20 protein-coding genes are annotated in these 22,358 nt (G+C 75.0%); 9 read left to right on the forward strand and 11 right to left on the reverse strand.

Annotated features, from left to right (window positions below):
* The first annotated feature begins 225 nt into the window (after window positions 1-225).
* From EFE23_RS13625 to EFE23_RS13650, 6 genes are read left to right on the forward strand one after another with little or no spacing between them, the layout of a single operon-like run.
* Entirely contained in the window at window positions 226-1,476 is a 1,251-nt protein-coding gene (locus EFE23_RS13625) for an aminotransferase class III-fold pyridoxal phosphate-dependent enzyme (protein WP_123241283.1), read from the forward strand.
* Entirely contained in the window at window positions 1,473-2,852 is a 1,380-nt protein-coding gene (locus tag EFE23_RS13630; protein WP_123241284.1) for an aspartate aminotransferase family protein, read from the forward strand. Before EFE23_RS13625 ends, EFE23_RS13630 begins: the two co-directional genes overlap by 4 nt.
* On the forward strand, window positions 2,849-3,559 hold the full coding sequence (locus EFE23_RS13635; RefSeq protein WP_123241285.1) for a thermostable hemolysin: 711 nt from the start codon (window positions 2,849-2,851) through the stop codon (window positions 3,557-3,559). The genes EFE23_RS13630 and EFE23_RS13635 overlap by 4 nt, the downstream gene beginning before the upstream one ends.
* Window positions 3,549-5,174: an AMP-binding protein gene (locus EFE23_RS13640; protein WP_123241286.1), complete on the forward strand. Its 1,626-nt coding sequence runs from the start codon at window positions 3,549-3,551 to the stop codon at window positions 5,172-5,174. The genes EFE23_RS13635 and EFE23_RS13640 overlap by 11 nt, the downstream gene beginning before the upstream one ends.
* Window positions 5,171-6,103: a TauD/TfdA family dioxygenase gene (locus EFE23_RS13645; protein WP_199737065.1), complete on the forward strand. Its 933-nt coding sequence runs from the start codon at window positions 5,171-5,173 to the stop codon at window positions 6,101-6,103. The genes EFE23_RS13640 and EFE23_RS13645 overlap by 4 nt, the downstream gene beginning before the upstream one ends.
* Complete coding sequence (locus tag EFE23_RS13650; RefSeq protein ID WP_123241288.1) at window positions 6,100-6,585, forward strand: SRPBCC family protein; 486 nt, start codon at window positions 6,100-6,102, stop codon at window positions 6,583-6,585. Before EFE23_RS13645 ends, EFE23_RS13650 begins: the two co-directional genes overlap by 4 nt.
* Here the strand turns inward: EFE23_RS13650 and EFE23_RS13655 are convergent.
* Window positions 6,551-8,086: a DUF6851 domain-containing protein gene (locus EFE23_RS13655; protein ID WP_199737066.1), complete on the reverse strand. Its 1,536-nt coding sequence runs from the start codon at window positions 8,084-8,086 to the stop codon at window positions 6,551-6,553. The two genes, EFE23_RS13650 and EFE23_RS13655, sit on opposite strands and share 35 nt — an antisense overlap.
* A gap of 535 nt (window positions 8,087-8,621) precedes the next feature.
* On the opposite strand from EFE23_RS13655, the gene EFE23_RS13660 reads away from it, so the two are divergent.
* Window positions 8,622-9,029, forward strand: a complete 408-nt coding sequence (locus tag EFE23_RS13660) for a nuclear transport factor 2 family protein (protein ID WP_158675858.1) — start codon at window positions 8,622-8,624, stop codon at window positions 9,027-9,029.
* An 87-nt stretch (window positions 9,030-9,116) separates the two neighbouring features.
* Here the strand turns inward: EFE23_RS13660 and EFE23_RS13665 are convergent, their stop codons facing one another.
* The 6 genes from EFE23_RS13665 to EFE23_RS13690 all read right to left on the reverse strand — a co-directional run bounded on the left by EFE23_RS13665 (window position 9,117) and on the right by EFE23_RS13690 (window position 15,533).
* Window positions 9,117-9,785, reverse strand: a complete 669-nt coding sequence (locus EFE23_RS13665) for a TcmI family type II polyketide cyclase (protein ID WP_123241290.1) — start codon at window positions 9,783-9,785, stop codon at window positions 9,117-9,119.
* A gap of 38 nt (window positions 9,786-9,823) precedes the next feature.
* Entirely contained in the window at window positions 9,824-11,047 is a 1,224-nt protein-coding gene (locus EFE23_RS13670) for a cytochrome P450 family protein (RefSeq protein ID WP_123241291.1), read from the reverse strand.
* Window positions 11,044-11,367: a putative quinol monooxygenase gene (locus EFE23_RS13675; RefSeq protein ID WP_123241292.1), complete on the reverse strand. Its 324-nt coding sequence runs from the start codon at window positions 11,365-11,367 to the stop codon at window positions 11,044-11,046. The genes EFE23_RS13670 and EFE23_RS13675 overlap by 4 nt, the downstream gene beginning before the upstream one ends.
* Window positions 11,364-13,634, reverse strand: a complete 2,271-nt coding sequence (locus EFE23_RS13680) for an FAD-dependent monooxygenase (protein WP_123241293.1) — start codon at window positions 13,632-13,634, stop codon at window positions 11,364-11,366. The genes EFE23_RS13675 and EFE23_RS13680 overlap by 4 nt, the downstream gene beginning before the upstream one ends.
* 253 nt (window positions 13,635-13,887) lie before the next feature.
* The gene (locus tag EFE23_RS13685) at window positions 13,888-14,493 is read right to left on the reverse strand and encodes a class I SAM-dependent methyltransferase (RefSeq protein WP_123241294.1); all 606 of its coding nucleotides are present in this window, start codon (window positions 14,491-14,493) and stop codon (window positions 13,888-13,890) included.
* A 20-nt stretch (window positions 14,494-14,513) separates the two neighbouring features.
* The gene (locus EFE23_RS13690; protein WP_123241304.1) at window positions 14,514-15,533 is read right to left on the reverse strand and encodes an NAD(P)/FAD-dependent oxidoreductase; all 1,020 of its coding nucleotides are present in this window, start codon (window positions 15,531-15,533) and stop codon (window positions 14,514-14,516) included.
* 80 nt (window positions 15,534-15,613) lie between these two features.
* Between EFE23_RS13690 and EFE23_RS13695 the strand changes: the two genes are divergently transcribed.
* Window positions 15,614-16,213 carry a helix-turn-helix domain-containing protein gene (locus tag EFE23_RS13695; RefSeq protein ID WP_123241295.1) on the forward strand — a complete coding sequence of 200 codons (600 nt, stop codon included), beginning with the start codon at window positions 15,614-15,616 and terminating at the stop codon, window positions 16,211-16,213.
* A gap of 113 nt (window positions 16,214-16,326) precedes the next feature.
* On the opposite strand, the gene EFE23_RS13700 is transcribed toward EFE23_RS13695, so the two are convergent.
* Both EFE23_RS13700 and EFE23_RS13705 read right to left on the reverse strand, forming a co-directional pair.
* Complete coding sequence (locus tag EFE23_RS13700; protein WP_123241296.1) at window positions 16,327-17,985, reverse strand: FAD-binding dehydrogenase; 1,659 nt, start codon at window positions 17,983-17,985, stop codon at window positions 16,327-16,329.
* A 63-nt stretch (window positions 17,986-18,048) separates the two neighbouring features.
* Entirely contained in the window at window positions 18,049-19,197 is a 1,149-nt protein-coding gene (locus EFE23_RS13705) for a MalY/PatB family protein (RefSeq protein ID WP_123241305.1), read from the reverse strand.
* 114 nt (window positions 19,198-19,311) lie between these two features.
* On the opposite strand from EFE23_RS13705, the gene EFE23_RS13710 reads away from it, so the two are divergent.
* Window positions 19,312-19,758: a VOC family protein gene (locus tag EFE23_RS13710; RefSeq protein ID WP_123241297.1), complete on the forward strand. Its 447-nt coding sequence runs from the start codon at window positions 19,312-19,314 to the stop codon at window positions 19,756-19,758.
* Window positions 19,759-19,803: 45 nt separating this feature from the next.
* Here the strand turns inward: EFE23_RS13710 and EFE23_RS13715 are convergent, their stop codons facing one another.
* Window positions 19,804-21,144 (reverse strand): multicopper oxidase domain-containing protein, encoded by a 1,341-nt coding sequence (locus EFE23_RS13715; protein WP_123241298.1) that lies wholly within the window; start codon window positions 21,142-21,144, stop codon window positions 19,804-19,806.
* A gap of 4 nt (window positions 21,145-21,148) precedes the next feature.
* The gene (locus tag EFE23_RS13720) at window positions 21,149-22,342 is read right to left on the reverse strand and encodes a hypothetical protein (protein ID WP_233600973.1); all 1,194 of its coding nucleotides are present in this window, start codon (window positions 22,340-22,342) and stop codon (window positions 21,149-21,151) included.
* Window positions 22,343-22,358: the final 16 nt, after the last annotated feature.

Raw genomic sequence — 22,358 nt, forward strand, 5'->3', positions numbered from 1 at the left:
CGGCGAGCTGCGGATTCTCCGCCGTCGCGCGGTGCGTCCCGTGGACCGGACGCAGGGCCGACGGGCAGCCAAGACAGCAATTTGCGCGAAGACTTTTCAGACTTGGGCCGACATGCTGAAGCGGGTCGACGGGGTCGTCGGCGCACCCCGCGTCCATTCCGCAACGTCTATACCTGCGCCACTCCGTCCTTTTCGTACGAGTCGGCGGCCGTGATTGGTGACCTCATGACGACCAATTCGCACCTGGGAACCCGCGAGGCGCCGGACCTCGACGACGGCGCCGTCGTACGCCGGCACCTGATCGATGGCCCCGGCCCGCAGGCGCCGGTGATCCGGCGCCAGGTCGGCGCCCGGATCGAGGCGACGGACGGCTCCGTCTGGCTCGACGCGGCCTCGGCGGGCTTCGGTCCCGGCCATCCGGCGGTGACCGAACGGCTCGTCGCGCAGGCCGGCCGGACCGCCCTGTCCAGCCGGATCCTGGTGAGCCGGCCGCTGGCCGAGGCGGTGACCGCGCTGCACCGGCTCTGCCCCGACCCGCTGACCGTGTCGTACCTGTGCAACAGCGGCGCCGAGGCGCTGGACTCCGCGCTCAAGCTCGCCAAGGGCACGCACCCGCGCCGGCGCCTCGTCATGGGTTTCGCCGGCGCCGACCACGGCACCCTCCTGCACGGCCTGTCGCTGACCCACGGCTTCCCCCTCCTGCCCGACCAGCCGCTGGGTCCGGTCGCCGTGCCCCGGGACCGCCCCGACGAGCTGGTCGCCCGGGTCCGCGACGACGTCGCGGCGGTGGTGGTGGCACCGGCCGCCCCGGGCCGCCGGCTGGCCGACCTGCCCGCCGACTGGTGGCGGCGGCTCCGGGCCGCCTGTGACCACACCGGGACGCTGCTGGTGCTCGACGAACGGCTCACCGGCCCGGCCCGGCTCGGCGTCGACCTGGCGGTCACCCGGCTGCCGGTCACGCCGGACGCCCTGGTGCTCGGCGAGCCGCTCGGGGCGGACGCGGTGCCGGTCGGCTGCGTGGTGACCAGCCGGGCCACCTACGACCGGGTCTACGCCCGCCGCAACCCGAGCCTGCACGGCTCGACCTTCGGCGCCAACCCGCTCTCCGCCGCGGCCGTCACGGCCGTGCTGGCGGTCGTCGCCGACGAGCGGCTGGCCGACCGCCAGCGGGAGGTGGAGCGCCTCGCCCGTGCCCGGCTGGCGCCGCTGGCCGGCGTCGGGGCGGTGACCGACGTCGGCGCCGACGGCGCCCTGATCTGGTTGCGGCTCGCCGGGCCCGACGCCGCCCGGGCGTTGGTGACCGAGCTGGCCCGGGACCGCGTGCTGGCGCGGCCCCCGGACGGGGACGTGGTGGCCGTGCTGCCACCGCTCACCGCCGCGCCCGGCGACGTGGCCGAACTCCTCGACCGGGTGGCCGCCGCCGGCGGCCGGCTCACCACCACCGGCCCCGACGCCGGGCGGGAGGTACGCGCATGACCTCGCTGGACGATCGGCAACGCATCTTCTCCGCACTGGGCCGGCACTGGAACCCGACCGCGGCGACCATGCTGGCCGCCGCCGGGCGGGCGGTGGAGAGCCATGCCAGCGGCAGCCGGGTGTACGCCGAGGACGGCACGGAGGCGCTGGACCTGGCCGCCAGCTACGGCGTCTTCCTGGTCGGGCACGGCAACCCGCGGGTGGCCGCGGCGGTGGCCGAGGCGCTGCGCCAGGCGCCGGCGGCACCGCCCGGGGCGGTGCACCCCGCCACCGCCGCGCTGTTCCGGGCGCTGGGCGAGATCCTGCCGGCCGGCCTCGACCGCTTCGCGCTCGGCTGCTCCGGCGCGGAGATCTGCGAGACGGCGCTGCGCGCGGTCCGGCTCGCCCGGCCCGACCGGCACCGGATCGTCGTCGCCGACGGCAGCTACCACGGCAAGACCCTGGCCGCCCTGTCGCTGCTGGGTCAGGGCAACCACCGCACCCCGTTCGAACCGCTCGGCGGCCACCTCGTCGTGGTGCCGTACGGCGACGCCGCGGCGGTCCGCGCCGCCGTCGCGGACGGCTCGGTGGCGGCGGTGTTCCTGGAGCCGGTGCTGGGCGGGGCGCACCTCACCGTTCCCCCACCGGGTTACGTCCGCGGGGTCGCCGAGGCCTGCGCGGCCACCGACACCCTGTTCGTGGCCGACGAGATCCAGACCGGGTTCGGCCGGACCGGGCGGATGTTCGCGGTCGAGCGCGACGACGTGCGGCCGGACGTCATGCTGTTGTCCAAGGCGCTCACCGGCGGGTTCGTGCCGATCGGCGTCTGCGCGCTCAGCTCCGCGGTGGTCGAGGACGCGGCGCGGCACCCGCGCTGGCACCCGTCGCTGCTCACCTCGGGCAGCGCCGTCACCGGCGTCGCGGTGGCGGCCGCGGCGGCCACCATCGCCGAGGTACGCGAGCGCGACCTGCCGGCCCGGGCCGCCGAGCTGGGGCCACGGCTCACCGAGGGCCTGGCGGAGGCCGTCCGCCGGCACCCGAAGCACCTGCGCGCGGCGCCCGGCATCGGTCTGATGACCGGCCTGCGCACGGCCAACCCCGCCGTGGAGCTGATGGTGTCGATCGGCATGGGGATGCGCGGCGTCCACACCGGGCACTCGCTCAACGAGCAGATCGCCGAGCCGGTGCTGCGCATGTACCCGCCGCTGACCTGCACGGCCGAGGAGATCGACCAGGCGCTCGCCGCGCTCGACGAGACGCTCACCTGGCTCGACCGGCAACCCCGCGCGCTGACCCGCGCCGCGACCGCGCTGCTGCGCCGGCAGTACCGGCTGCCCCCGCGGCTGCTGCTGCGGATGAACAAATCCCCGATCCGGATGGACTGGCAGGCCGCATGACGATCACCAGATCCGCCACGGCCCCACCGGGGCCGGCGGCGACCATCGGCGCGGACCCGCTGCGGGTCCGCGTCACCAGCCCCCCGTCGCCCGAGTGGGACGCGGCCGCCGCGTTCGTCCGCGCCGGATACGCCGAGATGTACGGCGCCCTGATCGACCCGCGGCCGGACTGCTTCGTCCTGGCCGCCCGGCACCGCCCGGACCGGCCGGAGGAGATCGTGGCCTGCGGCGGGATGACCTTCAACTCCGCCCGTGGCTTCTTCTCCGAGCGCTACCTGGACCACCCGCTGGAGGACGTGCTCCAGCGGGTCGCCGGGGCGTCGGTGTCCCGCGACGACGTGGTGGAGGTCGGCTCCTTCGTGGCGGTCGGCGGCAGCGGCGGCGAGCTGATCCGGCTGCTGCCGCTGCTCGCCTGGTGCCAGGGCATGCGCTTCGCGCTGTGCACGGCGACCGGTCCCCTCGCGGCGGCGCTGCCGCAGTTCGGGGTGCCGTTCCTGTCCCTGGGTCGGGCCCGGCCGACGTGGATGACCCCCGGCGAGCGGAGGCGCTGGGGCACCTACTACGATCACGCGCCCACCACCGGCCTGGTGCCGCTGGACCGGATCGGCGACCTCGTGCGCGCCTGCACCGGCCGGTACCGCTTCCTCAACGTCGACGTCGCGCTGCGCCGCGCGCTGCCCCGGGAGGCGATGACCGATGCTCGTTGAGGAACGCCTCGCCCACCTGGCCGCCGACGGGCGCGCGCTGGTCGAGGCGCTGGACCGCGCGGGACGTCCGGTCGGTGTGCTGTCCTACCGGGACGGCGTGGGCGCCGCCCGGGTGCTGGCCGGCCGGCTGCGGCTGGCGGAGAACCGGCCGGTGGTCGGGGTGCTCGCCGGCAACACCGCGGAGTTCGTGGTCGCCGACCTCGCGCTGCTGCTCTCCGGCGCGGTGGAGGTGCCGGTGCCGCTGGCGTTCTCCGCCGAGCAGGCGGCCAGTCTGCTGCCCGAGGCGACCGTCTGCCTGGTGGACGAGGCGGGCCGGCAGCGGCTGGCCGAATGGGGCGCCGAACGGGTGCTGCCGGCCGGCTGCCGGGTCGTCCCGTTGGCGCTGGCCGACCTGGTGGCCGAGGCCGTCGAGGCCGCCCCGCCCTGGCCGGACGACCCGTGGCGGGACGAGCAGGCGATCTGCAAGGTGGTGCACACCTCGGGCACCACCGCCCACCCGAAGGGCGTCCGCATCCGGGGCGCCGGCCTGGACGCGCTGCTCCGGTCGCTGGACCGGGTCATGCCGGCCGGCGCGTACACCCGCTACCTGTCGCTGGTCCCGTTCAGCCTGCTGATCGAGCAGGTCGCCGCGATCTACCTGGTGATCTGCCACGGCGGCACGGTGGTGCTGCTGCCGCCGGACGAGCCGCTCGTCGGCACCTCGTCGTTCGCCGCCGGTGCCGTGCTGCGCTACACCCCGGCCGCCCGGCCGACCGCGCTGGTGGCCACGCCCGCCCTGGCCGAGGAGCTGGCCGACCGCGCGGACCGGGTCGCGGCGCAGGGCCGGCCGGTGGCGCGGGAGCTCTTCGGCCGGGACGCGCCGCCGCTGATCTGCTGCGGCGGCGCGCCGGTCGAGCCCGGCACGCTGCGCCGCCTGGACCGGCACGGCCTGACTGTGTACGAGGGCTACGGCCTGAGCGAGAACAGCTCGACGGTCTCCTGGAACCGCCCCGGCAACCGGCGGATCGGCACGGTCGGGCAGCCGCTGGACCACGTCGAGGTCCGGCTGGCCGACGACGGCGAACTGCTGGTGCGCAGCTCGTCGCTGTTCGCCGGTTACACCGGTACCGACCCGTCCGCGTGCCGGGTCGACCCGGACGGCTGGTTGCACACCGGCGACCTCGCCGAGATCGAGGAGACCGGCCACATCCGCATCGTCGGCCGGAAGAAGAACGTCATCGTCACCTCCGCCGGACGCAACGTCGCCCCCGAATGGGTGGAGGCGCAGTACGCCACGCTGCCGTTCGTCCGCGCCGGCGCGGTGGTCGGCGACGGGATGCAGACGCTGCACGGCCTGTTCCTGGTCGCCGACGGGACCGACGAGGCGACCGCCCGCCGGGACCTCGCGGCGCTCGGCGCGCAGCGGCTCTCCGCCGTGGAGCGGGTCACCGCCGCCTGCGTGCTGCCCGCCGGTGACGACCTGTACGGCCGGTACTTCACGGTGACCGGCCGCCCCCGGCGGGACGAGATCAGGGCGGCCATCGCCGACGGACGGCTGCCCTGCCGGCCGCTGGACCCGCCGGCCGACCGGCCGGCGTCGACGCCCACGCCCTTCGAGACCACCCTCGGGAGATGACGGCAATGCTGACCACGACCTTCGCCATGAGTCGCTACGGCAGCGGCAACGGGCTGCTCTGCACCGCCCCGTCCACCGCCGCGCTCACCGACCTCGACCCACTGGTCACCGTCCGGCTGCTGCGCGAGTCGGGGTTCATCGTGTTCCGCGGCTTCCGGGCCGACCTGGAACTCTTCTCCGCCCTGGTGCACGCCGTCTCCGGCCGGATCACCCTGGACCCGGCCCGCGAGTTCCACGGCGGGGACGTCGCGCAGAAGGTGGACGCCGGCACGGACGCGGTCGGGCTGCACATCGAGAACGGCAACAGCCCGTTCGCCCCCGACCTGACCTGGTTCTTCTGCGAGAAGGCGGCCGCCGAGGGCTCGGAGACCACGGTGTGCGACGGCTACCGGGTCTGGGACGGGTTCAGCGCGGAGGCCCGGGCGCAGTTCGGCGCGCAGGACATCGCCTACAGCCGCCGGGTGGAGGAGGACCGCTGGAAGGCGTTCGTCGCGCACCAGCTCGGCGACGCCAAGCCGGCCGACGAGATCACCGTGGACGACATGCGGGCGCTGGCCACCGGGCCGGGCCGGACCGTGATCGAGCCGCTGGACGGCGGCGCGATCCGCTACGAGTTCCAGGTGCCGGCCGCGCACCCGACCCTGTTCGGCTCCCGGCTGGCGTTCGCCAACAGCATCCTCGGCCCGTCCTACAACTACGAGAAGCCGCGGATCACCTTCGCCGACGGCACCGAGTTCTCCGCCGAGCTGATGCGCGAGGTGGAGGAGACCACGGCGGCCCTCACCGAGGATCTGGCCTGGCAGGATGGGGACGTGGCGCTCATCGACAACACCCGGGTGATGCACGGGCGGCGGCGGATCCTCGACCCGGCCCGCACCATCTACAACGCGCAGAGCTACCTGTCCGACGAGCTCCGCGCGGCGGCATGACGGAGGCCGTCCAGGAGCGGATCACGGTCCGGGCGCCGGCCGCCGCGGTGTACGCGGCGGTCAGCGACGTCCGGCGGATGGGCGAATGGAGCCCGGAGTGCGTCGGCGCCACGCTCGACGACCCGGGCTTCCCGCTCACCGTGGGCAGCACCTTCCGCGGCCACAACCGGCTGGGCCGGTGGCGCTCCTGGACCACCCGGTGCACGGTGACGGCGGCCGAGCCCGGCCGCTGCTTCGCCTTCGACGTGCGGCTGGGCGGCACGCTGGTGTCCAGTTGGCGCTTCGACCTGACCTCCGCCCCGGACGGCACCGGGACGGAGGTCGTCCAGTCGTGGTGGGACCGGCGCGGATCGGCCCGACGCCGGGTCTCCGCCCTGACGTCGGGGGTCCGCGACCGGTCCCGGCACAACCGCGACGGGATGCGGCGGACGCTCGCGGCGCTGAAGGTCAGCGTCGAGTCCGCAGCACCGCCTCACCGTTGATGTGCCGCTGCACGAACTCGTACGCGTGATCGCCGATCTTCCGACCGATGTCCCACGAGGCGCGGATGGCGGGCAGGAAGTGCACCCCGCCGTAGTAGCGGCTCATCCCGCAGTCGTGCAGCCAGTCGGTCCAGGTGTCCCAGCTCAGCACGAGGTCCTGGCGCGGGGTGACGCCCGGTTCGATCACCGAGGAGCCGGCCTTCCGCTCGTACCGGAACTGCACCTGGTCGGTGCCGAGGAACCGGCGGGCCGCCTGCGCCTGGGCGGTGCAGAGGGAGGTCGAGCCGGACGGATACTCGGGGTGGTCGGGCACCGGCAGATAGCTGCGCCACTGCTCGGCGGGCAGGTCGCGGACGGTGCCCTTGCCGGGGCCGCCCCAGGCGGTCACCGTCCTGCCCTGGTAGACGTGGCGGATCGCGCTGAACGGGCGCACCGCGTCGTAGACGTTCTTGTTCCACCAGATCGCGGTGGCGGCGTCCCAGGTGGCGGTCTCCACCACGGCGTGCAGGTGCACCCAGGCGTCCAGGCCCAGCCCGGCGTTCTGGATGGCCTGCCCGACCGCGATGCCGAGGCTCTCGAACTTGTTGTCGAAGAACTCGGCGATCATCTTCTGCTTGTCGGTGAGCCCGGCGGAGGTGGCGAGGATGTCGTCCACCTGCTTCTTGTACGCGGCCTTGTTTCGGTGGTTGCTGGCGGTCGGTATCGGCGCCCGGACCTCCTCGAGGTCGGTGAAGCTCAGCGGGGCGACGTGCTGCAGCTGCGGGGTGACGAACTGCTGCACCTGGAATATGCCGTTGCCCTTGGTGACGATGGCCGGCTGCCAGCGCGAGGCGTCGATCAGGTCGTAGGCGGTGTTCTTGGGCCGGTAGCCGGTGTAGTCGGAGTACGGCCGCCGGTTGTAGACCTGGCCGCCGTAGTCGCCGAGCTGGTTCATGCCGTCGTGCTCGCGGAAGGCCGCGACGCCCTTGCCGGCCAGGTTGCCGATACCGACCGGGGTGCTCGGGTCGGTGCTCCCGTCGGCCGGGTCCAGGCCGACCGACTGCAGCATGGCCCGCCAGGTCTGGTTGTGCTGCGGCAGGATGCTGTTGAACGCGTGGTATGAGGCGTACAGGATGGCGATGTTCTTGTTGCGGTTGGTCTCCGCCTCGGCGCGCGGCCGCCGGGGCAGCTGGGTGTAGATGCCCACCGCCGTCGGGTGGTAGGGGGCGATCGCGTCGAACCAGGAGAGTTCCAGCATGTGCGCCCACCGGATGATCAGGGTGGCGTCGCCCTGTCCGACGGCGGTGACGACCACCGGGCCGGCGAACGGCCCGAGCACCTCCTCGGCCGCGTTGCCCTTGTCGAAGTCGAACGGTGGCGTATCGGCGGCGGTGGACGGCGCGGCCGAGGCGGCGCTGGTGCCGCCGAGGGCCAGGCCGGCGCCGGCGCCGGCCGCGCCGAGTAGCACCGCACGGCGGGAGGTGGCGTGCTGGCGCACCCGGGCCAGCCAGTAGTCCTGCATGTGTCGTCCTTCATGGGGAGGGCGCCGGTGGACCGGCGCGGGCGGGATCGTGGACCGGGTCGCCCGCCGGTCGGCGGATCACGCCGGGAGGAGGACCCGACCGGCGGTTTGCGGCGTGGGTGGAAGCGACGCCGGGCCGGACGATCGGGTGGCGGGCGGAGGTCCGATGAGGACGGTCGGGCTGATGCGGACAGCGGGACCGACGGGGGGCGGCGTGGTGACCACCCTTGCGCGATTCCCATCCTGGGAGTGAGTGCCATCACTGTCTTCTCCCAGATTGCTGCCCGGTCCGGGCTGCGCGAACCGTGTCCGAACGACCCGCCGCCCGCTGTCCGACCGGCCAGGGTTACCCGCCGGTCGGCATCCCGGGCGGGGCGTCCGCGTCCGGTCGATAGGGGCTGCCGCCCGCTGGCTAGGGGTTGTCCGCGCTGGTCCGGTGCGTTTGGCTGACATCGACGCAGGCGCACCGTCCGACATGGACGGACAGGCGCATCGCCCGCCCCGGTGGGGCGGCCGTACCCCGGGGAGGGATCGCATGACGGAACGGGTCGAGGCGGTCGTGGAGGCGCTCTACGACGGCTTGAAGCGGATGGACGCGCCGGCGGTGGTCAGCCTCTTCCACCCGGACGCGGAGATCGTCACCCCGAAGTCCCTGCCGTGGTCCACCGGCCACTACAGCGGGCTGGACGGGGCGATGCAGTACTTCACCGGGGCGCTGGAGCTGCTCGACGACAACCGGTTCGACGTCGAGGAGATCCGGGTCTCCGGCGACGACTGGGCCGCGGCCATCGGGATGTGGTACGGCCACTTCCGCAGCGGCGGCGAATTCAACGTGCGCTTCGTGCACTTCTGGACCCTGCGCGACGGCAAGGTGATCAAGGGCGAGGGCATCTCCGACACCGACGGCATCGTCCGCGCCAGCCGGGGCGAGCAGGTGAGCTGAGCAGGCCGACGCGCGCCCGACCCGTCACCGACGGGTCGGGCGCGGTCGCGTCCCGGCTGCCGGGCTGCCGCCGGGTTCACCGACGCGTCAGTCTTCGGCGCGCCAGCGGTAGAAGACGGTGGCCACCGAGTCCTGCGGGCCCCGCCAGCTCTCCGGCCGGTACGGCTCGACGTACGGGGCGAGTTCCGCTATCAGCTTGCCGAAGGCCGGCCTCTGCTCGTGCTGGTGGCGGAGCTGCTCGGCGGTCGCGGCGTCCTGCTCGATCAGGTGCACGAACACGTCGTCGATCGAGTAGAGGTAGCGGGCGGCGACGCCCAGCTCGCGCGGGAGCGGCCCGGCGTCGGACTCGGCGAAGATCCGCGCCACGTCCGCCTCGGCGCCCGGTTTGATCCGCTGGACGACGACGGTCAGCGTGGTGTCCCCGGGCGCCGTGCCGTCCTCCGGCGCCCAGCGGTAGAACTCCTTCGCCACCGAGTCGGACGGGTTCTTCCAGTACCTCGGGTACGGCGTCACGTACGGGCCGATGGCCTCGGCGATCTTCTGGAACGCGGGCAGGCCCCGGGTCTGCCCCGAGATTTTCGGATCCTGCCTGCGCTCGATGACGTGCAGGTAGAGGTCGTGGTGGGAGAGCAGGATCCGGCCGATGACCCCGAGATCCTGCGGCCGGGTGGTCCGGTCGTAGTACCCGAAGACGTCACCGACCGTGCCCTCGCTGCCGGGGACCATGCGACAGACGATCACGTTACGGAAGACCATGGCTGCTCCTTGGGTGGGATCGGAAGGCGGACGGGGGCTCAGGCGGCGAAGGTGACCGGTAGTTCCAGCAGGCCCCGGAACGGCGACGCCGCCGGCAGCCGGCGTACCTCGGCGGCCGGTACGGCCAGGCGCAGCCCGGGCAGCCGGCGCAGCAGCGCCCCGAGACCGATCTGCGCCTCCATCCGGGCCAGCGACACCCCGAGGCAGTAGTGGACGCCGTGGCCGAAGCCGAGGTGCGGGCCGCGCACGCGGCGGATGTCCAGCCGGTCCGGGTCGGCGAAGTGCGCCGGGTCGTGGTTCGCCGCGTTGATCACCACGCCGACGATCGCGCCCCGCGGGACCGTGCCGCCCGGGTACTCGACGTCCTCGGTGGCGATCCGCGGGCTGGCCACCGGCAGCGGGCCGTCGAAGCGGAGCAGCTCCTCGATCGCCGACGGCAGCAGCTGCGGCGTGGTACGCAGCAGTTCGAGCTGCTCGGGATGGGTGAGCAGGGCGAGCACGGCGTTGCCGAGGAAGTCGGCGGTGGTCTGGTGCCCGGCGAACAGCAGCAGGAACGTGGTGGCGACGACCTCCGCCTCGGACAGCGCCGCGTCGTCGTCGCAGGCCGCGATCAGGGCGCCGATCAGGTCGTCGTCCGGGCGCGCCCGCTTGGCCCGGACCAGGTCGGCGAGGTAGTGGTGCAGTCGCAGCTGGGCGTCCTGCACCGCCGCCCGCTCCTCCTCCGCGCTGCGACCGGAGGAGCCGGAGGTCCGGATCACCTGGGTCCAGTCCAGCACCCGGCCGTGGTCGGCCGGCGGGATGCCGAGCAGTTCGCAGATCACCGTCATCGGCAGCGGTATCGCGAAGTCGTGCATCAGCTCGGACCGGCCGTGCGGTAGCACCTTGTCGAGCAGGTCGTCCACGATCCGGGCGACCCGGGGCCGGAGCGCCTCGATGCGGCGCGGCGCGAACGCCTGCGACACGATCCGGCGCAGCCGGGTGTGTTCCGGCGGGTCCGCGTTGAGCATGTTCCGGTTCAGCCCGGCCGAGTTCGGCCCGAAGATCCGCAGGTAGTGCTGGCCGGGCCCGTAGAGGTCCTTGGAGAGCCGGGGGTCGGTCAGCGCGACCCGGGCGTCGTCGAACCGGGTGATCAGGTACTGGTCGAACCGGCCGCTGACCGGGCACACCGGCCGGTCGGTCCGCAGTCGGGCGAAGGTGGGGTACGGGTCGGCGGCGAACTCGTCGCTGTACAGCTCCCGGCCGGGCACCGCGTCTTCGGTCATCTCGACTGCTCCTGGGGCTCGCCGCTGACGCTGTGCAGCACCTGGTAGGTGTTCCGGTGGGCGGACTCGCGCAGCTCGCGGATGATCCGCAGCAGCCGGTCCCGGTGTGCGCTGCGGCCGAAGGCGTCCAGCCGGTCCCGGTCGGCCCAGTCGCTGATGATCAGGTAGCTGCGCGGGTCGTCGGCGTCGCGGACCAGGTCCTGGTGCAGGCAGCCGTCCAGCGTCCGGATCTCCTCGGCCGCCGCCCGCCATTCCGCCTCGAACCGCTCCTCGCAGCCGGGTCGGGCGCGCATCGCCAGCACCGTGCGGACCCGGGTCATCGGGCACCGCCGAAGAGCAGGTGCAGGTGCTTGCGGAGGCCGTCGCCGTCGACCGGCTGGCTGCGGTACCCGACGTGCCCGTCGGGGCGGACCAGGTAGAGCGCCGTGCCGGCGACCCCGTAGCGGGCCCGGAACGCGCCGTCGGCGTCCACCACCGCGGGTGGCGCGGGCAGCCGCGGCGCGCGGGCGTCCGGGCTGAGCAGCAGGTACGCGTCCAGCTCGCCGGACATCTGCCGCTGCGCGTCGGCGCTGAGCTCGGCCATCGCGGTGAGCGCCTTCTCGTCGGCGGTGGCGTCGGCGTAGAGCAGCAGGGTGTGCCGGGTGCCGCGGGTCAGGTCCCGCAGCCGCAGCGGGTGCCCGACCCCGCGCCGGTGCAGGCCGGCCACGTCGGGGGCGAGATCGCCGGGCCCGGGGCCGCCGCGCAGCGCGTCGGGGTCGGCCACCGACTCGCCGACCAGTGGACTGCCGGCGTAGCTGAGCAGCAGGGACATCTCCTGGAGGAACTGCCGCTCCAGGTCCGCGCGGTCCAGCTCGTCGGTGAAGGCCATCCGTACCGCCCGGCCGACGATCTCCTCGCCCTCCGGTCGCCGTTCGGTCTCGTAGCTGTCGAGCAGGCCGGGAGCGGCGATCCCGCGTACCGCCAGGGCCAGCTTCCAGGCCAGGTTCCAGGCGTCCTGGATCCCGGTGTTCATGCCCTGGCCGCCCGCCGGCGGGTGCAGGTGGGCGGCGTCGCCGGCCACGAACACCCGGCCGTCGCGGTAGCGGTCCACGATGCCGTGGCTGATCCGGAACACCGAGGACCAGCGCAGGTTCGACGCCCGGGTGCCGGGCGGCGCGAGCCGGTCGAGCGCGGCCTGGACGTCGGCCAGCGTCGGTTCGGCCAGTTCCTCGCTGAACCCTGGCGGGGCGTCCTGACCGCCGGTCTGTGCGAAGAACCGGGGCGGCGCGAGGGTGGCGATCCGGTACCGGTGCTCGCCGCGCAGCGGCACGCAGACCAGCATGCCGTCCATCCGGCCGTCAGTTTCGTGCAGGAACCGGAGCAGGTGGCCGTCCGGCATGTCCCAGTCGACGTCCACGTCGCCGAGCATGAACAGCTGCGGGAACCGGCCCAGTCCGCCGGTGAACGTCAGGCCGAGCAGCTCCCGGACCCGGCTGTGCGCGCCGTCGCAGCCGACCAGGTACTTCGCGCGTACCTCCTCCGTCCCGCCGTCGGGGGTGGCCAGGACGGCCGACACCCCGTCGTCGTCCTGGCTGAACGAGACCAGCTCGGTCCCCCGCCGCGGGCGCACCCCGAGGGTGGCCAGCCGCTCGGTGAGCAGCCGCTCGGTCTCGTACTGGGGCAGGCCGAGGTGGGCGTACGGCAGGCCGGGCAGCTCCCAGCTCATCCGGTGCGTCTCCACACCGTTGACGAACACCATGTTGCCGGTGAGCCAGACCCCGGCGTCCATCGCCTCGCGGACGATGCCCTGCTCCTCCCAGAGCTCCATGGTGCGGCAGTGCACGCCGATCGCCTTGTCGGCCTGGCCGGGCGGCGCGGCCAGCTTGTCGATCACCTGGCACTCGACGCCCCGCCGAGCCAGTTCGACGGCGACGGTGAGCCCGGTGGGCCCCGCCCCGACGACCAGTACGTCCGTTGTCCTGTGCACGTCCGCCTCCCTGCCCGCGCTGGGTTCTCGGCTGCTGTCCGGATCGGTCACGGCGTGGAAGAGCCGGCGCCGGATGTCGAGGAGGAACGGCGCGATCGGGCCGGCCTCCTCCCGCGCGTGCGCCGGGTTGCCGATCCAGCGGTGGAACTCCGCCTCGCCACGCCACTCGGCGAAGATGTGGTGGGTGTCCGATCCCGGCTCGCGCAGCAGCTCCTCGCGCAGGTAGCCGGGCACCCCGGCCATCCGGGCGAGGACCTCGACGTAGCCGCGCCGGAACTCCGCCCGCCGGTCGGCCGGCACGGTCAGCTCGACGTCCACGTAGATCGTCGACCCGGTGGGCGCGTCCCGCATCACCCGCTCGCGCGGCGGCGCCGCGCAGAGTGGACGGACGGCGTCGACGAAGCGCGTGGCGACCGGGCCGTCCGCGTACCGGCGCCGGGCGCTCTCGTCAACCCACTCGGTGACCAGGACCAACACCGCCGGGTCGGTGGCGTCGCGGAGCACCTCCTGGCGGACGCCGCCGGCCAGCCCGGCGATCTGCCCGGCGACCGTCCGGCACGCGACATCCAGCACGGACTCGCAGCCCGGGCGGGCGGTGAGCCGGAGCATCGTCCTGATCATGAGGTCTCCTCGGGCGGCCTGACGGGACGAGGGGCGGACGTCGTGCTGCGACCCTGCCCGAGGTCACGTCAACCGGCCGTCACCGGCGGCGGGCGTCGAGTCCGCCCGTGGTGACGCCCGTGGCGACCGCCGGCCGGGTCTGCCGGCGCGGCGGCGGGAATGGGCGGCCACCGGTTCCCGCCGCCGTACGCCCGGTTCCGGGGCCGGATCGACGCCGGCCCGGCCCGGCCGCGCCGAGCAAGCCGGCACCCGGTCAGGGGCGCCGGCGGGCGCGGACGACGGTGTCGTGGAGGGTGACGTCGTGGCCGTGGTGGCCGGCGGCCGTCCGGGACCGGGCCTCGGCCAGCTGCACCTCCCACCGCCCGGCGTCCAGGACCGCGGTGGCCTCCTCGACGGTGGCGCCCGCGGCAGGGTTGGCCGGCGACGGGGCGTGGCCGACCACGAGCAGCGTGCCGCCCGGGGCGACCGCCGCCGCCAGCCGGCGGAGCAGGTCCGGGCCGTCCGTCGCGGGGTGCACGTAGTGGGCGCAGACCAGGTCGTACCGCTGCGCCGGGGGCGTCCACCCGGTCAGGTCGGCCCGCACCCAGTCGATCCGGTCGGCGACGTCGGGGCCGAGGGCGGTGGCGTGCTCGCGGGCGTGGCGCAGCGCGGTGGCGGCGATGTCCACCGCCGTCACCCGCCAGCCCCGCGCGGCGAGCCAGCCGGCCTCGGCGCCCTCGCCGCAGCCCGCGTCGAGCGCCACGCCGGGTGCCCGGTCCGCCACCGCCGCGACCAGGTACGGGTTCGGCTCGCGCCGGTGGCCGGGGCCGTGGCCGCGGTAGCGCTGCTCCCAGTACGCCTCGTCGAACCGCTCGGACATCTGATCGCTCCTTCCCGGGCTCACAGCCCGTGCCGGCGGTCGCCCGCCACCAGTTCACCCACCCGCGCCTCGGCCGCGGGCGAGAACGGCTCCCGCCGGGCGGCGACCGCGCAACGGGTCTCCTCGCCGACCAGGTCGGCGTTGATCTGGGCGGCCGCCAGCGTGCCGGCCGCCGCGGCGGCGCCGACCTGGGCGGACGGATCGGTGACGTTGCCCGCCACCCACACCCCGGGCACCCCGGTCCGGCCGGTGGGATCGGCGGTGACGTGCTCGCCCATCCCCGACGGGTGCTCGGCGGTCGCCAGCCCAAGCTCCGCCAGGAAACCGGCCCGCGCGAGCATCCGCGGCGCGACCGCGAGGGCGTCCCGCCGCACCACGGTGCCGTCGGCCAGCCGTACCCCGACGAGCCGGTCCGCGGCGATCTCCAACGCCGCCACCTCGCCGGACACCACCCGGACGCCCCGGGCGGCGAACTGCTCGGCCGGCTCGTCCGCCAGCGGCCCGGTGGTGTGGGCGAAGTAGGTGACGTCGTCGCTCAGCTGGCGGAACAGCAGCGCCTGGTGCACCGACATCGGCCCAGCGGCCAGCACCCCGATGGCCCGGTCCCGGACCTCCCACCCGTGGCAGTAGGGGCAGTGCAGCACGTCCCGGCCCCACCGTTCCCGAAGCCCGGGCACGTCGGGCAGCTCGTCGACCAGGCCGCTGGCGACCAGCAACCGGCGGGCCCGGGTCACCCGGCCGTCGGCCAGCGTCACCAGGAATCCGTCGCCGTCGCGGCGCACGGCCGCCACCTCCCCGGGAAGCACCTGGCCGCCGTACCCCCGGACCTCCGCGCGGCCGCGCGCGAGCAGTTCGGCCGGCGGCGTCCCCTCGCGGCCCAGCAGGCCGTGCACCCCGGCGGCCGGGGCGTTGCGCGGCGCCCCCGCGTCGAGCACCACCACCGAGCGCCGGGACCGGGCCAGGGTCAGCGCTCCGCTCAACCCGGCCGCACCCCCGCCGATCACCACCACGTCGTACGCCGCCGCCAGCTCTCCGGTCACCGTGACCACCTCCCGCGGCAACCATCCGGCACACCCCCCTCGAGTGGCAAACATTGTTGCCGAAGTGGCAAACTGAGCGCATGGACGACGCCCTCGACCAGGCCCTCGACGCGGTCGGCCCCCGGCTGCGCGCCCTGCGCCAGCAGCGCGAGACCACCCTCGCCGAGCTCGCCGCGGCCACCGGCATCTCGGTGAGCACCCTGTCCCGGCTGGAGTCCGGCAGCCGCCGGCCCACCCTCGAACTGCTGCTCCCCCTCGCCCGGGCGCACGGCGTCACCCTGGACGAGCTGGTCGACGCGCCGCCGACCGGGGACCCGCGGGTGCACCTGCGCCCGATCACCCGGCACGGGATGACCATGCTGCCGCTGACCCGCCGGGCCGGCGGAATCCAGGCGTACAAGCTGGTGCTGCCGGGCGACGGTCGCCGCGGCGAGCCGGACCCGCAGACCCACGAGGGCTACGAGTGGGTGTACGTGCTCAACGGGCGGCTGCGGGTCATCCTCGGGGAACACGACCTGGTGCTCTCCCCCGGCGAGGCGGCCGAGTTCGACACCCGGGTGCCGCACTGGTTCGGCCCGGCCGACGCGGAACCGGTCGAACTGCTCAGCCTCTTCGGCCGGCAGGGCGAGCGGGCCCACCTGCGGGCCCGCCCCCGGACACCGGACCCGGCGGGCGGCTGAGGTCGGCGAGGGCCGGCGCTGCGCCTCCCGCACCCCCTGGGCGACGTCGGCGGGCGGCCGGGCCGCCCGGTGGGCCCGGAGCCGCCCCGTCAGGCGACGGCAGCGGTGGCCCGTCAGGCGACGGCAGCGGCGGCGGCCCGGCCGGCGATGCGGCCGGAGAAGAGGCAGCCGCCGAGGAAGGTGCCCTCCAGGGCGTTGTACCCGTGCATGCCGCCACCGCCGAAGCCGGCGACCTCGCCGGCCGCGTACACGCCGCCGAGCGGCTCGGCGTCGGGGCGCAGCACCCGGCCGGACAGGTCGGTGTGCAGCCCGCCCAGCGTCTTGCGGGTGAGCACGTGCAACTGCACGGCGAGCAGCGGGCCGGCGGCCGGGTCGAGCAGCCGGTGCGGGGTGGCGACCCGGATCAGCCGGTCGCCCCGGTAGCGGCGGGCGTCCCGGATGGCGTGCAGCTGGGCGTCCTTGCCGTACGGGTTGGCCAGCTCCCGGTCCCGGGCCTCGACCAGCCGGCGCACGTCGGCGGCGTCGAGCCGCGGCCCGCCGCTCTCGGCGGCCAGCTCGTTCATCCCGGCGACCAGCTTCGTGAGGTCGTCGGCCACCACGAAGTCGGCGCCGTGCCGCTTGAACGCCTCCACCGGCGCGGGCGCGCCGGGGCGCACCCGGTGCAGCAGCTGACGGACGCTGCGGTCGGTCAGGTCCGGGTTCTGCTCCGAGCCCGAGAGCGCGAACTCCTTCTCCAGGATCTTCTGGGTGAGCAGGAACCAGCTGTAGTCGTGCCCGGTGGCGCGCAGGTGGCGCAGGGTGGCCAGGGTGTCGAAGCCGGGGAAGAGCGGCGCCGGCAGCCGCCGGCCCGTGGCGTCGAGCCAGAGCGACGACGGGCCGGGCAGGATCCGGATGCCGTGGCCGGGCCAGACCGGATCCCAGTTGCGCAGTCCCTCGGCGTAGTGCCACATCCGGTCGGGGTTGATGATCTGGCCGCCGGCCGCCTCGGTGGCGGCGAGCATCCGGCCGTCCACGTACGCCGGCACCCCGGTGACCATCCGCGCGGGCGGGGTGCCCAGCCGAGCCGGCCAGGCGCGCCGGACCAGGTCGTGGTTCCCGCCGATCCCGCCCGAGGTGATGATCACGGCCTGCGCCGCGTACGCGAAGTCGCCGACGACGGTGCGGGAGGTGGGGCGGCCGCGCGGTGCGTCGTCCGGGGCCAGCACGGCGCCGCGCACGCCGGTGACCGCGCCCCCGCTGGTGACCAGCTCGTCGACGCGGTGCCGGAACAGCAGCCGGATCCGGCCCCGCTCGGCGGCGGCCCGCACCCGCCGGGCGAACGGCTCGACCACGCCCGGGCCGGTGCCCCAGGTGACGTGGAACCGGGGCACCGAGTTGCCGTGCCCGTGGGCGGCGCCGCCGCCGCGCTCGGCCCAGCTCACCACCGGGAAGATCCGATGGCCGAGGCCGCGCAGCCAGGCCCGCTTCTCCCCGGCCGCGAAGTGCACGTACGCCTCGGCCCAGCGGCGCGGCCAGTGGTCCTCGGGCCGGTCGAAGGCGGCGCTGCCGGTCCAGTCCTGCCAGGCCAGCTCGGCGGAGTCGCGGATGCCCATCCGCCGCTGCTCGGGCGAGTCGACCAGGAAGAGCCCGCCGAACGACCACCACGCCTGCCCGCCGAGGTTCTGCTCGGGCTCCTGGTCCAGCAGCAGCACGCGGCGGCCCGCGTCGGCCGCCTCGGCGGCGGCGACCAGGCCCGCGAGGCCCGCCCCGACCACGATCACATCGGTGTCCACGTCCCGACCGTACGGACCGGGGCGCCGCTGCCGCCGGTCGGGGTGTTGGTTCGGGGCGGAAGGTCAGCGCCCGACGGCGGCGGCCATCCGGCGTACCGCCTCCCGCAGGTGCTCGGGCGCGGTGGCCAGGTTGAACCGGGCGTGGCCGGCCCCGCCCGTACCGAACTCCGGACCGGGGTTCAGCGCCACCCGGCCCCGGTCGAGGAACATTGCGGCCGGGTCGTCGCCCACCGGCAGCGCCCGGCAGTCCAGCCAGGCGAGGTACGTGCCCTCCGGCGGCCGGTAGCCGATCTCCGGGAACCGCTCGGCGAGCAGCTCGCCCAGCAGCCGGCGGTTGTGGTCCAGGCCGGCCAGCAGCCGGTCGAGCCACCCGACACCCTCGGTGAGGGCGGCCGCGTGCGCCAGGATCCCCAGGTGGCTGGGGCCGTGGCCGACCTCCTCCGGCATCCGCTTCAGCGTCCCGGCCGCCGCGGGGCCCGCCACCGCCAGCGCCGCCTTGAGGCCGGCCAGGTTCCACGCCTTCGACGCGGACACCACCGCGAAACCCTCCTCGCCGCCCGGCACCGTCAGGTACGGCACGAACTCGACGCCGGGGTACACCAGCGGGGCGTGGATCTCGTCGACCACCACCCCCACCCGGTGCCGGGCGGCCAGCTCGGCCACCTCCGTCAGCTCTTGCCGGGTGTGCACGGTCCCGGTGGGGTTGTGCGGGCTGCACAGCAGGTACGCGGCCCGCCGCCCGCCGGCGGTCGCGGTGCGGAAGGCCGCGCGCAGCGCGTCCGGGTCGAGGCGGCCGTCGGGACCGAGCGGCGCCTCGACGATCCGCCGGCCGAGATGCCCGACGAACATGAAGAACGGCGGGTACACGGGCGGGTTCACGATCACCGCGTCCCCGTCGTCGGTGAGCAGTTTCAGCACCTCGACGATGCCCAGCATGACGTCCGGCACCATGGCGGTGTGTTCGGGGCGGACCGCCCAGCCCCACCGGCGGGCGGCGAAGCCCGCGAAGGCCTCGGCGTAGCCGGGGCCGTTCGGGTAGCCGGTGTCGCCACGCGCGATCGCCTCGGTCAGCGCGCGCACCACCGGCTCCGCGGGTGCCACGTCCATCTCCGCGACGAACATCGGCAGCACGTCCTCGGGGTACCGGCGCCACTTCAAGCTGGTGCGCCGGCGCAGCTCGGCGAGCGGTGGCCAGGGCAGCGGGTCGATCATGGCCAGCACCCTAACCCGGGGCGCGAGGTCAGCCCGCCCGAGTTCCGTGGCGTGCGGCCGGTGTGCCGCGCCGCCGCGCGGGTACCCCCTCAGCCGACCAGGAGGAGGGTCCACGTGACGGACGAGGCGCCGGACTACTTCCAACCCGAGCACGGGCTGGTGCTCACCCACCTGTTGATCTCGCGGGACGTGGACCGCTCCCGGGAGTTCTACCGCACGGTGCTGGGCGCGACGGTCGTCCGGGAACGGCAGCCGGCCATCCTCCGGCTGCACAACGGCTACCTGGTGATCAACGACGAGGGCGGTCCCACCGACGACAAGCCGACCGTCCGGGCCCAGGCGCCGGCGGACCCGGACGTGCTCGGCAGCGCGCTCAACGTCCGGGTCACCGACGTACGGGCCGTCTACGAGCTGTGGCGCTCCCGGGGCGGGCAGTTCCTCACCGAGCCGAAGGACCACGGCATGGAGATCCGCTGCTACCTCCGCGACCCCGACGGCTACCTGATCGAGCTCGGCCAGGCCACCGGGATCCTCGCCGAGCTGGGCCGGGCCGCCGGCTGACCGGCGGGGCCGGTGCCGCGGCGGCGGCCGATCCACGTCAGGGCGTCAGCGGACGGCGAAGACGCCGCGGGCGCCCCGCTCGGCGTCCACCATGGCGTGGCTGAGGAACGGGTAGTCGCCGGGGGCCGGGAAGGACAGTTCGACGAACCCGCCGGCCGCCGGGGTGAGGGACAGCACCTGCGCCCCACCCGGGTCGGTCGCCCGGTTCTCCCAGTGCCCTTCCCGGTAGACGGTGTCGAACTGGGCGCCGACGACGTGGAACGAGCTGTCCCGGTTGGGCCCGGCGTCCAGCAGCCAGACGCGGACCCGCTCCCCGGGGCGGGCGGTCAACGGGCGGTGGGTGTACTGGGCGGCGTAGCCGTTGAAAACCACCGCGTCGGGCCGCTCGGCCTGCATCTTGGCCAGGTCACCGGGTTGGCCGTCGGGTCCGAGGTAGAGCTCCGACTGGACGAGCACGTACTCGCGATCCACCCGGGGCAGGTCGGGCGGGTCGATGATCACGGCGCCGTACATGCCGTTGCCGAGGTGGTGCAGCATCGGCATGGTCGAGCAGTGGTACATCCAGATGCCGGCCCGGCTGGCGGTGAAGCGGTAGGTCAGCCGTTGCCCCGGGTCGATCGGGCGCATCACCTCGTCCGGGGCGACCGCCCCGGCGTGGAAGTCGATGCCGTGGTCCAGCGTGCCGTCGTTGACCAGGGTGATCTCGAACGTGTCGCCGACCCGGCCGCGCAGCACCGGCCCGGGCACGGTGCCGTCGAACGTCCAGAGCCGCTGGCGTACGCCCGGGGCGACCTCCCGCACCACCTCCCGCACGTGCAGTTCCCGGCGGTGCAGCCGGCCCGGCGGGGCGGGCGGCACGGCGGCGTCCCGGGCGGCGAAGTCCGGCCCGGGATCGGCCATGACGTCGAGGCTCGGTTGCGGCGCGGCGGACGCGGACGGGGCGGGCGACGCCGCCGCCGCGCCGGTCGGGACGATCTGCAGGGTCATGCCCGCCTGCCGGTGTCCGGGCAGCGAGCACCAGCCCTGGGTCGGGGCGCCGATGATCCCCGCGTCGAGGCGGGCCGACGCGCCCTGGCCGAGCAGGTCCGTCCGGGCGCCGTTGTCCAAAACGAGGTCGTGCCGGCGGTGGTCCCGGTTGCGGAACTCGACCACCAGCCGGTCACCGGGCGGCACCTCGATCCGGGCCGGGTGGAAGCGCATGCCCTCGGCCACCACCTCGACCGTGGTGGTGTGCCCGGTCGCCGTGACCGCCGCGGCGGCGCGGGTCGCGGACGGACCGGCGGTCATCCGCTGCGCGGCCACGCCGACCAGCACGGCGACCAGGACGAGGGCGAGACCGGCGGCGACGCCGCCGAGCGGTCGGGCCGGGGTTGCGGGCGTGGTCACAGGGTCATCTCCGGGCGGTGAGCAGGACCCGGGCGGCCGGTACCAGGAACTGCACCAGCGCGGCGAGGATCAGCAGGGACGTGGTGATGCGGACGTACGGGGGGCTGGGCAGCGCGAAGACCGCCAGGGCGGCGTTGGTCATCGCCACCCGCTGCGGTCCGTGCCGGTCGAGCAGCGCGGCGCGGGCCCGGACCGGGGCCGGCCCGCCGCCGAGGACCACCGGCAGCAGGTACGTCAGGGCGCCGACCAGCACCTGACCGACGAAACCCACCAGCAGCGGGATCAGCACCTGACCGAAGCGGTCGACGGCGGTGGCGGGCTCGGTGGCGGTCAGCAGGGTGACCGCGTCGACGGCCAGGGCGACCAGGAGCCAGCCGGCCGCCGCCGCCAGCGACCAGGTGGCGAAGGCGTACGGCGGGCGGCCCCGGGCGACGGCCAGCGCGGGGCGCAGCGCCACCGAGACGCCGAGCAGGAACAGGGCCAGTCCGACCGCGGTGACGGCCCGCCACCAGGCGAGCAGGCCCAGGCCGAGGAGGAGCAGGCCCACGCAGGCCAGCGGAAGGGCGACGGCCGCGGCCCGCGCCGCGCCGTCGGCCATCCGGGTGCGCAGCATGGTCGGCCAGAGGGTGAGCAGCGTGCCCAGCACGGTCAGGGTGACCCAGCCGAGCAGGTTGACGTGCGCGTGGAAGAGCAGCAGCCGGGGACGGTGGGCGTCATCGGTCAGCAGCATCCCGGCGCCCACCGGCACGCCAGCGAGCAGCGCCAGGCTGGCGGCCAGGTAGTAATGGACGGTCACCCGGAACCGGGCCGGCAGGGCCCGGCGCAGCCGCCGGGCGAGCCAGGCCAGGTGGGCGGCCACCGCGGCGAAGACGAGGGCGGCGCCACCGACCCCGACCCAGGGCCGGTCGGCCGTCCCGCCGACGAGGACGGCGCACACCCCGACGTTCAGCACGGCGAGGCGTACCCCCTCCGGCCGGCGCCGGCTCGGCACCGGGGTCCGCAGCACCGCCGCGGTGAAGTGCGCGGACCAGACGAGGATGGCGTTGGTGACCGCGCCGAGCAGCAGCAGGTGGATCGCGAGCCAGCGCCAGGCCGGCAGGAACGGGTGGGCGAAGCCGAGGGCGACGAGCCCGCCCAGGTAGGCGATGGGCAGCAGGCCGGTCCGGCGGTGCCAGGCCGCCCGGCCGGTGGTCGCCACCGGCCCGCCGGCCGGG

This window comes from Micromonospora solifontis (assembly GCF_003725545.1).
Lineage (GTDB): Bacteria > Actinomycetota > Actinomycetes > Mycobacteriales > Micromonosporaceae > Micromonospora > Micromonospora solifontis.

Excerpts from the sequence above, each read along its gene's own strand:
- EFE23_RS13625 (WP_123241283.1), top strand. The coding sequence starts at position 226 with ATGACGACCAATTCGCACCTGGGAACCCGCGAGGCGCCGGACCTCGAC.
- EFE23_RS13630 (WP_123241284.1), top strand. The coding sequence starts at position 1,473 with ATGACCTCGCTGGACGATCGGCAACGCATCTTCTCCGCACTGGGCCGG.
- EFE23_RS13635 (WP_123241285.1), top strand. The coding sequence starts at position 2,849 with ATGACGATCACCAGATCCGCCACGGCCCCACCGGGGCCGGCGGCGACC.
- EFE23_RS13640 (WP_123241286.1), top strand. The coding sequence starts at position 3,549 with ATGCTCGTTGAGGAACGCCTCGCCCACCTGGCCGCCGACGGGCGCGCG.
- EFE23_RS13645 (WP_199737065.1), top strand. The coding sequence starts at position 5,171 with ATGACGGCAATGCTGACCACGACCTTCGCCATGAGTCGCTACGGCAGC.
- EFE23_RS13650 (WP_123241288.1), top strand. The coding sequence starts at position 6,100 with ATGACGGAGGCCGTCCAGGAGCGGATCACGGTCCGGGCGCCGGCCGCC.
- EFE23_RS13655 (WP_199737066.1), bottom strand. The coding sequence starts at position 8,086 with ATGCAGGACTACTGGCTGGCCCGGGTGCGCCAGCACGCCACCTCCCGC.
- EFE23_RS13660 (WP_158675858.1), top strand. The coding sequence starts at position 8,622 with ATGACGGAACGGGTCGAGGCGGTCGTGGAGGCGCTCTACGACGGCTTG.
- EFE23_RS13665 (WP_123241290.1), bottom strand. The coding sequence starts at position 9,785 with ATGGTCTTCCGTAACGTGATCGTCTGTCGCATGGTCCCCGGCAGCGAG.
- EFE23_RS13670 (WP_123241291.1), bottom strand. The coding sequence starts at position 11,047 with ATGACCGAAGACGCGGTGCCCGGCCGGGAGCTGTACAGCGACGAGTTC.
- EFE23_RS13675 (WP_123241292.1), bottom strand. The coding sequence starts at position 11,367 with ATGACCCGGGTCCGCACGGTGCTGGCGATGCGCGCCCGACCCGGCTGC.
- EFE23_RS13680 (WP_123241293.1), bottom strand. The coding sequence starts at position 13,634 with ATGATCAGGACGATGCTCCGGCTCACCGCCCGCCCGGGCTGCGAGTCC.
- EFE23_RS13685 (WP_123241294.1), bottom strand. The coding sequence starts at position 14,493 with ATGTCCGAGCGGTTCGACGAGGCGTACTGGGAGCAGCGCTACCGCGGC.
- EFE23_RS13695 (WP_123241295.1), top strand. The coding sequence starts at position 15,614 with ATGGACGACGCCCTCGACCAGGCCCTCGACGCGGTCGGCCCCCGGCTG.
- EFE23_RS13705 (WP_123241305.1), bottom strand. The coding sequence starts at position 19,197 with ATGATCGACCCGCTGCCCTGGCCACCGCTCGCCGAGCTGCGCCGGCGC.